At 70.1% G+C, this 9,690-nt stretch carries 9 protein-coding genes; 6 read left to right on the forward strand and 3 right to left on the reverse strand.

Annotated elements, in window-relative coordinates; genetic code table 11:
- The 3 genes from accB to aat all read left to right on the forward strand — a co-directional run.
- On the forward strand, positions 1-291 hold a 291-nt coding region (gene accB, locus Q7T09_RS16270; RefSeq protein ID WP_304701106.1), incomplete at its 5' end, for an acetyl-CoA carboxylase biotin carboxyl carrier protein.
- A gap of 4 nt (positions 292-295) precedes the next feature.
- Positions 296-1,651 (forward strand): acetyl-CoA carboxylase biotin carboxylase subunit, encoded by a 1,356-nt coding sequence (gene accC / locus Q7T09_RS16275; RefSeq protein ID WP_304701107.1) that lies wholly within the window; start codon positions 296-298, stop codon positions 1,649-1,651.
- Between the two features lie 20 nt (positions 1,652-1,671).
- Entirely contained in the window at positions 1,672-2,322 is a 651-nt protein-coding gene (aat, locus tag Q7T09_RS16280) for a leucyl/phenylalanyl-tRNA--protein transferase (protein WP_304701108.1), read from the forward strand.
- Here the strand turns inward: aat and Q7T09_RS16285 are convergent.
- Positions 2,259-2,906 carry a DUF2155 domain-containing protein gene (locus Q7T09_RS16285; RefSeq protein WP_304701109.1) on the reverse strand — a complete coding sequence of 216 codons (648 nt, stop codon included), beginning with the start codon at positions 2,904-2,906 and terminating at the stop codon, positions 2,259-2,261. The two genes, aat and Q7T09_RS16285, sit on opposite strands and share 64 nt — an antisense overlap.
- 2 nt (positions 2,907-2,908) lie before the next feature.
- Positions 2,909-3,307, reverse strand: a complete 399-nt coding sequence (locus tag Q7T09_RS16290) for an NADH:ubiquinone oxidoreductase subunit NDUFA12 (protein WP_304701111.1) — start codon at positions 3,305-3,307, stop codon at positions 2,909-2,911.
- Between the two features lie 170 nt (positions 3,308-3,477).
- On the opposite strand from Q7T09_RS16290, the gene Q7T09_RS16295 reads away from it, so the two are divergent.
- The 3 genes from Q7T09_RS16295 to Q7T09_RS16305 all read left to right on the forward strand — a co-directional run bounded on the left by Q7T09_RS16295 (position 3,478) and on the right by Q7T09_RS16305 (position 7,649).
- Positions 3,478-5,973 carry a ribonucleotide reductase gene (locus Q7T09_RS16295; protein ID WP_304701113.1) on the forward strand — a complete coding sequence of 832 codons (2,496 nt, stop codon included), beginning with the start codon at positions 3,478-3,480 and terminating at the stop codon, positions 5,971-5,973.
- A gap of 187 nt (positions 5,974-6,160) precedes the next feature.
- Positions 6,161-6,652 (forward strand): pentapeptide repeat-containing protein, encoded by a 492-nt coding sequence (locus tag Q7T09_RS16300; protein WP_370689270.1) that lies wholly within the window; start codon positions 6,161-6,163, stop codon positions 6,650-6,652.
- A 64-nt stretch (positions 6,653-6,716) separates the two neighbouring features.
- Entirely contained in the window at positions 6,717-7,649 is a 933-nt protein-coding gene (locus Q7T09_RS16305; RefSeq protein ID WP_304701115.1) for a pentapeptide repeat-containing protein, read from the forward strand.
- Between the two features lie 34 nt (positions 7,650-7,683).
- Here Q7T09_RS16305 and aspS read toward each other — a convergent pair whose 3' ends face one another.
- The gene (aspS, locus tag Q7T09_RS16310) at positions 7,684-9,471 is read right to left on the reverse strand and encodes an aspartate--tRNA ligase (RefSeq protein WP_304701116.1); all 1,788 of its coding nucleotides are present in this window, start codon (positions 9,469-9,471) and stop codon (positions 7,684-7,686) included.
- Positions 9,472-9,690 lie beyond the last annotated feature (219 nt).

Below are 9,690 nucleotides of genomic sequence, written 5' to 3' on the forward strand. Positions count from 1 at the left end.
CCCGCCGCCGCCGCGCCCGCCCTCGACGCCGCGCCGGCCGCCGCGTCGCGGGCCGCTGGCGACCTGGTGAAGTCCCCCATGGTGGGCACCGTCTACATGCAGCCCTCCCCTGAGGCCCCACCCTTCGTGAAGGTCGGCGACACGGTGAGCGCCGGCCAGACCCTGATGATCATCGAGGCCATGAAGACCATGAACCCGATCCCGGCCACCAAGGCAGGCAAGGTGGTGGAGATCCTGGTGGGCGATGGCGACCCTGTGGAGTTCGGCGAACCCCTCGTCGTCATCGAGTAACCCGATGTTCGAAAAAATCCTCATCGCCAACCGGGGCGAGATCGCGCTGCGGGTCCACCGGGCCTGCAAGGAAATGGGCATCTCGACGGTGGCGGTCCACTCCGAGGCCGACGCCGGCGCCATGTGGGTGCGGCTGGCCGACGAGAGCGTCTGCATTGGCCCGCGCTCGGCGGCCAAGAGCTATCTGAACATCCCCTCGATTATCGCGGCGGCCGAAATCACCGGCGCCCAGGCGATCCATCCGGGCTACGGCTTCCTGTCGGAGAACGCCCGCTTCGCCGAGATCGTCACGGCGCACGGCTTCACCTTCATCGGCCCGAAGGCCGAGCACATCCTGATGATGGGCGACAAGATCACCGCCAAACAGGCCGTGAAGAACGCCGGCATCCCCGTGGTCCCCGGCTCCGACGGCGCCGTGACCACGGAGGAGGAGGCCTTCGCCGCCGCCAAGCAGATCGGTTTCCCGGTCCTGATCAAGGCCGCCGCCGGCGGCGGCGGGCGCGGCATGAAGGTCGCCGAGACGATGGAAGACCTGGCCGAGGCCGTCTCGACGGCCCGGGCCGAGGCGCGCGCCTCCTTCGGCGACGACGCGGTCTATATGGAGCGCTACCTCCAGACCCCGCGCCACATCGAGATCCAGGTCATCGCCGACAGCTTCGGCAATGTCTGCCATCTGGGGGAGCGCGACTGCTCCCTGCAGCGGCGTCACCAGAAGGTGCTGGAGGAAGCCCCCTCCCCGGTCATCAATGCGGCTGAGCGCGCCAAGATCGGCAAGGTGGTGGTCGATGCGATCAAGGCCATCGGCTATCTCGGCGTCGGCACCATCGAGTTCCTGTACGAAAACGGCGAGTTCTTCTTCATCGAGATGAACACCCGCCTGCAGGTGGAGCACCCGGTCACCGAGGCCATCACCGGCATCGACCTGGTCCGCGAACAGATCCGCATCGCCGCGGGCCTGCCGCTGTCCTTCCGCCAGGAGGACATCGTCTTCGAGGGTCACGCCATCGAGTGCCGAATCAACGCCGAGAACCCCAAGACCTTCGCCCCCTCGCCGGGCCTGGTGACCGACTTCCATGCCCCCGGCGGCCTGGGGGTGCGGCTCGATAGCGCCCTCTATGCGGGCTATACGATCCCGCCTGACTACGACAGCCTGGTGGGCAAGCTCATCGTCCACGGCCGCGACCGCGAGGAGTGCATCGCGCGCCTCAACCGCTGCCTGGGCGAGATGGTGGTGGGCGGCATCGAGACCTCGATTCCGCTGTTCCAGGAGTTGATCCACCAGCCCGACATCATCGCCGGCAATTACGACATCCACTGGCTGGAGCGCTGGATGAAGTCGCAGACCGACCTGTCGGCCTGAGGGCGCGGACCGCGAGCGCCATGAAGACCTTTGGGGCGCCCGAACTCCTGGAGTGCTACGCCCGTGGGGTCTTCCCCATGGCCGACGCCCGGGAGGACGAGGCGCTCTTCCTGATCGACCCGGAGCGGCGGGGGGTGATCCCGCTGGATGGGTTCCACGTCTCCCATCGGCTGGCGCGCACGGTGCGGCGCGATCCCTTCCAGGTGCGTATCGACTCCGCCTTCCCGCAGGTGGTCGCAGCCTGCGCCGAGGCCAGACCCGGCCGGGTGGAGACCTGGATCAACCGCCCCATCGAGCGGCTCTACGCCGAGCTGTTCTCCATCGGCCACGCCCACAGCGTCGAGTGCTGGCGCGGCGAGGAGCTGGTGGGAGGGCTATATGGCGTGTCCCTGGCCGGGGCCTTCTTCGGCGAGAGCATGTTCTCCACCGCCACCGACGCCTCGAAGATCGCCCTGGTCCACCTGGCAGCCCGGCTGATCGCCGGCGGGTTCGTGCTGCTGGACACCCAGTTCATGACCGAGCACCTGGCGCAGTTCGGAACCCAGGAAATCTCGCGGGCGGTCTATCGGCGGCGGCTGGGCAAGGCCCTGGCCGCCCAGGCCGACTTTCAGCGGCTGCCGGCGGCCACGACGGGGGCCGCGGCCCTGCAGGTGATCAGCCAGGCGTCGTAGACCGGGTGCTGTAGCGGGTTGAGGCCCGGCGACGAGGCGTACATCCAACCCTTGAAGGCCTGGCGCGGCGGCGGGGTCGGCTTGCCCGGCGCGGCCTTGGGCTGCGAATCCACCGTCAGATAGGCGATGGCGTCTTCCTGCGGTTCGTCGGGAGCCGCCTGCTCGCAGGCCTTCACGGTGAAGACCAGGGTCTTGTAGCGCACCGGCTGGCCGACGGCGGCCTCGAAGCGGACCGTCTCGGCGGTGACCTTGTCCAGGGCCTGGATGATGGCGACATCGTAGCGGGCGCGCTTGGTGGTGCTTTCGGCGGGCTTCTCGGCCACCTGGGCCTTGGGGGGCGCGGCCGGCGCGACCTCCGAGGCCTGGACCGGCGGAGTGGCCACGGGGGCCGGGACCGGCACGATGGCCGGCGGGGCTTCCTCGGCGGGCGCCGGGGCTCCGGCGGGCGGCAGGGGGGACGGCGCGACGGGCGCGGGTCCTGGCGTCGGGGCGATCGGCGCCGGGGGCGCGGTCTGGGCGGCCACGAGCCCCGCCGCCGCCAGGGCGCCGAGACCGACCGTCAGGCTGAGGAAGCCGCGCGCCACCACTATTCCGGCCGCCAGGCCTCGTAGTCGCCGGTCGCCTTCTGGCGCTCGCCGCCGCGGCTGATGGAGCCCTTGGGGCGCCAGGCGTTGACGGTGCCGGTGAGGTTCGGCTGGTGGTCCTTTTCCCAGGCCTGCCGCTTCAGCGGCTCGCGGGTCGGGGGCTCCTCGAAGGTGTGGTGCAGCCAACCATGCCAGTCCGGCGGCACCTTGGAGGCCTCGGCGTAGCCCTGGTAGATCACCCAGCGGCGCTTGCGGCCCTTGTCGTAGGAATCGCTGTCGTCCTTGGCCTGGTAGTATTTGTTGCCCAGGTCATCCTGGCCCACGAAGACGGCGCGCCGCCAGAGGGTGAAGAGCGCGCCAAGAGTGGCGCCGTTCCACCAGGTAAAGATCGACTTGAGCACGATTTTGAAGATCCAACGGGGTTGGGAGGCGGGCGGACTATAGGCGGGCGCCTATCGAGCGTCCAGCGGCGCGAACGTCGCAAGATGTTGTTGAGAACTGGCCTGCGACCACAACATCTGTTGCGGGCGGCCCTCCGGGCGCCTAACCTCGCGCGGTGGGAGTCAAACCGTTGCGAAGCGAACCGGCGAGGATCGAGCGCAGGCCTCTTGAGCGCGCCGACAGCGTGGTCGAGGTGCTGGCGCCTGCCGGCTGGACCGACGCGCGGGTCGAGGCGTGGCTGGACTGGGCGGACGGCGACACCGACCTACCCGCCGCCATCTTCCAGAAGGCCGACGCCATCGCCGAACAGGCCGGGTCGCTGGGCCTGCTCACCGATTCCCGGGCCCGCGCGGCCTTCCGCCGCGACCTGGGCGCGGCCCTGCTCAGCGGCCGCCTGGCCATAGCCGAGCCCCGCGCCCTCGACACCCCCACCCTGATCGCCGCCGGGGAGCCCGGCTTCGAGAAGGCGCTCAACACCCTGCGCGCGCGCCGCCGGGGCCGAGTCGCCGCCCGCGCCGCCGCCACCGCCCTAGCCCAGCGCCTGCAGGGCGTGATGGACGCCATCGCGCGCTGCGAGGGCGATGCCGCCGCCTGCGCCGACCCGCAATCCAACCTCGGCCTGGCCCGCGCCGCCGAGGCCGCCCGCGCCGCGGGCGCCACCGATGTCATGATCATGGACGCCATGACGCTCGCCCGCGCCGGCGAGGACATCTGGTCGGCCCAGGCCCAGTTCGAAAGCGGCGACGGCCCCGGCCTGATCGCCCAGGTCGCCGCCGACCAGGCCATCGCCCAGGTCGCCCTGGCCGCCGCCTCCTGGGAGACCGGCGCCGTGGTGGCCGCCTTCGCCCCAGGCGCGGGCGCCCAGATCGCCGACACCTGGACCGCCACCCGCGGCGGGGTCGACGTCATGGCCTTCGGAACCGGGGACGACTTCGACACCTCGGGATTCGACGACGCCGTCGGTCTGGCGGCGATCGCCCTGGCCGCCTTCGGAGGCCCGGTGGCCCTCGGGCTGGGCGGCGTGGCCGACTGGCTGGCCGCCCAGGGGCTGGCCTATGATTCGCGGGAAGGCCGCGACGCCGCCCGGGACCTCTATCTGAAGGCGCGCCAAGCCATGGCCGACATCCCGCTCACCGGCGGGCTGGCGGTGTTCGACGATCCGGACCTGACCCTGCGCCTGGGCGGAGCCTCGGCCGCCGCCGCCCCCTGGCTGGGGGCCGTGACCATCGCCGAGACCGAGGACGGCGCTCACACCCGGGTGCTGTCGGAAGCCGCCCTTCAGGGCCTGGCGGTCCTGGGGGTCGACCCCGCCGCGGCCCGGGCCCACCTGCTGGGCCGGCTGGACCTGTCGGACTCGCCGGCCATCGACCACGTGGCCCTCAAGGCCCGCGGCTTCACCGATCACGAGATCGCCGCGGCCGAGGCCGCCCTGCCCTTCGCCGCCCATCTGCGGGACGCCTTCTCGCCCCAGGTGGTGGACGCGGGTTTCCTCTCCGACGTCCTGGGGGCCAGCGACGCCGACCTGGCGGACCCCGACTTCGACGCCCTGAAACAAGCAGGTTTCTCCGACGACGAGATCGCCGTGGCCGAGGCCCACGTCCTGGGCGCCGGGGCCCTGACCGACGCCCCCTTCCTGACCCCCGACCAGCGGGCGGTGTTCCTCACCGCCGAGGACCTGGGGCCGACGCCCTATTTCACCATGCTGGCGGCCCTGCAGCCGGCCCTGCACCTGCCCGCCATCGCCGAGATCGAGCTGGAGTGGGACACCGCGCCGGCCGACGCCCAGGCCCTGCTGGCCGAGGCCGGCCAGGCCCGCGCCGCCGCCCTGCGGATCCGCCGCGGCGACGCCCCCCTGAGCTTCGCCCTGGACCTGCCCAAGGTGGTCGAACCTCCGCCGCGCGCCATGCGCGAGCCCGAGGCGGCCATCCCGCCCCCGCCTCAGGAGCGGATCGTGGAGCGCATCGTCGAGCGCGACCGCACCCGCCGCAAGCTGCCCGACCGCCGCAAGGGCTATATCCAGAAGGCGGCCGTGGGCGGCCACAAGGTCTATCTGCACACCGGCGAGTACGACGACGGCGAGCTGGGCGAAATCTTCATCGACATGCACAAGGAGGGCGCGGCCTTCCGATCGCTGATGAACAACTTCGCCATCGGCATCTCCATTGGCCTGCAGTACGGGGTGCCGCTGGAGGAGTTCGTCGACGCCTTCGTCTTCACCCGCTTCGAACCGGCAGGGCCGGTGACGGGCAATGATTCGGTGAAGTCGGCGACCTCGATCCTCGACTACATCTTCCGCGAGCTGGGCATCTCCTATCTGGGCCGCGACGAGTTGGCCAACGCCGACGGCGAGCTCAACGCCGACGGCCTGGGCCGCGGCAAGGCCGAGGGCGACGCCGAGGAGAGCGAGCCGCAGCCGGCCTCCCACTTCATCTCCCGCGGCTTCGCCCGGGGCGCCACGCCGGACAACCTGGTCTTCCTGCCCAGCGCCCATGCGCGGGGCGCCCGGCTGGAGGCCGACGTCTGCGCCGCCTGCGGCGACCTGGCGGTGGTGCGCAAGGGCGCCAGCCTGATCTGCGAGAGCTGCGGCGTCCGCGCCGGGCCCCAGGACAGCGGCCGGACGGGCTGAAACGCCCTATAGAGCACGTCAGGCGGAAGTGGATTACCGGTTCCGCCGCCCGACGTGCTCTAATGTTTTGAATCTAGACCCTTCTTGCCGTTTCAGATGAGTCCATCCGAAACGGTCAGGGTCTGGTCACCAGGCCTTAAGTTTGCTGGCCTAATCGGAACGGGACCTTTCGCCCGGAGCCGTTCCCATGATGAGACCGCTCGCCCTGCTCAGCCTGATCGCCGCGCTGGCCGCCGCCGCGCCGGCCCTGGCCCAGAACGCCGGCCAGATCGCCGCCGCCCGGCGCGGCGCCAACTGCCCCGGCTGCAACCTCTTCCAGGCCGATTTCTCGGGGCTCGAGATCAAGGGCCGAAACTATGCCGGCGCGCGCCTGCGGCAGTCGGACCTGAGCCTCTCGGTGATGAACCGCGCCAATTTCGGCGGCGCCGACCTGCGGGACGTCAACGCCTATGGCGCGGTGTTTTCCAGCGCCAATTTCGCCCGCGCCAACCTGACGCACGCCAGCTTCGTCGGGACCTATCTGGAAGGCGCCAACTTCGCCGGTGCGAACCTGGACGGGACCAACCTCTCCGGCGCCGAGATGGACCGCGCCCGGGGTCTCACCCAGGGCCAGCTGAACCGCGCCTGCGGGGATGGCGCCACCCGCCTGCCACCCGGCCTGCGTGTGCCGGCGTGCTAATCTGTCAAGAATTACCGCGATTTAAGTAGCCGCAGCCCGTCCCCATAGGCACATGGTGTCTCCCATGTTCGGCTTCTTCCGCATCCCCCTGTCCCGCATCGCTCCCCTCGCCGGCGCCCTCGCCGCCTTGACGGCGGTCACCCCCGGGGTCGCCAACGCCATGGTCGGCGACAAGGAAGTGGCCAGGCTGGTCTCCTTCGGCGGCGCCTGCGCCAAGTGCGAACTGTCGGGCCGCAAGCTGACAGGCGCCCAGTTCAACGGGGCCAATTTCGCCGGCGCGGCCCTCGTGGGCTCGGACCTGCGTGAAGCTCGCTTCTACGGGGCCAATTTCGCCAACGCCGATCTGTCCCGCGCCGACCTGTCGGATTCCGAGATGATCGGCGCCAATTTCGGCTCGGCCAACCTCTCCAACGCCAAGCTGCGGGACGTGGAGGCCAAGGGCGTCAACTTCGTCGGCGCCGATCTCTCCAACGCCGACCTGCGCGACCTGTCGGCCCAGGGGGCCAACTTCGGCAGGGCCTCCATGGGCGGCGCCCAGCTCAATGACGGCGAACTGATGGGCGCCAATTTCAGCCGCGCCGACGCCCGGGACGTGAGTTTCCGCGACGCCGGCATGCAGGGCGCGGTCCTGGCCGGCGGCCGGTTCGACCGGGCGTCCTTCCGCGACACCAATCTCGACAACGCCGTGCTCTCGGGCGCGGCCTTCGCCGGCGCCGATTTCCGCGACGCCAGCCTGCGCCGGGCCGTGCTCTACGGGGTGGACCTGTCGAAGGCCCGCAACCTGGACCAGGACCAGCTGGACGAGGCCTGCGCCGACGGCTCCACCAAGCTGCCCCAGGGTCTCGTCGCCCGCGGCTGCCATGGAGCGACGGTGCGCTGGACCGGATGGCGTCCGCCGACCCCGCCGGCGCCGGCAGCCCCGCCCTCCGGCCGGATCCGCGCGCCGACGCCGCCCACGCCCCCCAGCGAGCCGCGCTACATCATCGCCACGCACTGAGGCTCGCTCCGCCGAAGCGGAGCGGCCCGAGCCCCTAGACCTTGATCGGCGGGGCCAACCGGATGTGCAGTTCCTTGAGCTGCTTGTCCTCGACCTCCGACGGCGCGTTCATCAGCAGGTCCTGGCCCTGCTGGTTCAGCGGGAAGGCGATGACCTCGCGGATGGCCGTCTGGCCGGCCAGCAGCATGACGATGCGGTCGATGCCGGGGGCGAGACCGCCGTGCGGCGGGGCGCCATGGCGGAAGGCGTTGAGCATGCCGCCGAACTGCTCCTCGACGACGCTGGGGCCGTAGCCGGCGATATCGAAGGCCTTCAGCATCACGTCGGGGCGATGGTTGCGCACCGCGCCCGAGCACAGCTCATAGCCGTTGCAGACGATGTCATACTGGTAGGCCAGGATGTCCAAGGGGTCCTTGGTCTCCAGGGCCTCCAGTTCGCCCTGCGGCATGGAGAAGGGGTTGTGCGAGAAGTCGACGTGGTTCGTCTCCTCGTTCATCTCGAACATCGGGAAGTCGACGATCCAGACGAACTCGAAGCGGGTCTCGTCGATCAGCTTCAGGTCGGTCCCGACCTTGGTGCGGGCCGAGCCGGCAAACTTGTAGAAGCTCTTCGGATCGCCGGCGACGAAGAAGGCGGCGGCGCCCTGCGAGAGGCCGATCTGCGCCATCAGGGCCTCGGTGGCCTCGGCGCCCAGGTTCTTGGCGATCGGGCCGCCCCAGGCGCCCTGGTCCTCGCTCCAGAAAATGTAGCCCAGGCCCGGCTGGCCCTCGCCCTGCGCCCAGGAGTTCATGCGGTCGCAGAAGGCGCGGCTACCGCCCTTGGGGGCGGGGATCGCCCAGACGGCGTTCTTAGCGTCTTCCAGGATGCGGGCGAACAGGCCAAAGCCGCCGCCGCGGAAGCGCTCGGAGACGTCCTGCATCTTCAGCGGATTGCGCAAATCCGGCTTGTCGGTGCCGTACCAGGCGATGGAGTCGCGGTAGGGAATGCGCGGGAACGGATAGGGCGTGACGCTCTTCCCGTCGCCGAACTCCTCGAAGACCCCGTGCATCACGGGCTCGATGGCGGCGAAGATATCCTCCTGGGTGACGAAGCTCATCTCCACGTCGAGCTGGTAGAACTCCAGGCTGCGGTCGGCGCGCAGGTCCTCGTCGCGGAAGCAGGGGGCGATCTGGAAGTAGCGGTCGAAGCCGGCCACCATCAGCAGCTGCTTGAACTGCTGGGGGGCCTGGGGAAGCGCGTAGAACTTGGACGGGTGCAGGCGCGAGGGCACCAGGAAGTCCCGCGCGCCTTCCGGCGACGAGGCCGTCAGGATCGGGGTCTGATACTCCAGGAAGCCCTGGCCGATCATGCGGTTGCGGATCGAGTGAATGACCTTGGAGCGCAGGACGATGTTCTTGTGCAGGGTCTCGCGGCGCAGATCCAGGTAGCGGTGCTTGAGCCGGATCTCCTCGGGGTAGTCGGGCTCACCGAACACCGGCAGCGGCAGCTCGGCGGCCTCGGAGATCACGTCGATGGAGGACACGCGAATCTCGACCTCGCCGGTGGGCAGGTTGGGGTTGATGGTGTCGGCCGAGCGGGCCAGGACCTGGCCGTCCACCCGGATGACGCTCTCGGCCCGCAGGCGCTCGACGCGGTCGAAGCCGGGGGTCTCGGGACTGATCACCAATTGGGTCAGGCCATAGTGGTCGCGCAGGTCGATGAACATCAGCCCGCCGTGGTCGCGCTTGCGGTGGATCCAGCCCGACAGGCGGACATTCTGACCGGTGTCCGTCGACCGGAGGGCGCCGCAGGTATGGGAACGGTGGGGATGCATGGTCGCCAAAGCTCTAGAAAATCAAGGCGCGGAAGGGCGCATGAGGGGGGTCGAAAGTCAAGGTCGCGAGCCCTCCCTCCCCTTTATGGGGCTACCGGATTCACACATCGGCGTTGGGGGCTAAGAGTGCGACGCCTCGCTTTGCGGCCTGGAAGTCGAGCCATCCGTTGAGCATGACGACGGGGCCGGGTTTTCCGTAGTATCCGGTCCATCCGCCGAGGCGGGCGC

Source organism: Phenylobacterium sp. (genome assembly GCF_030645195.1).
GTDB lineage: Bacteria > Pseudomonadota > Alphaproteobacteria > Caulobacterales > Caulobacteraceae > Phenylobacterium.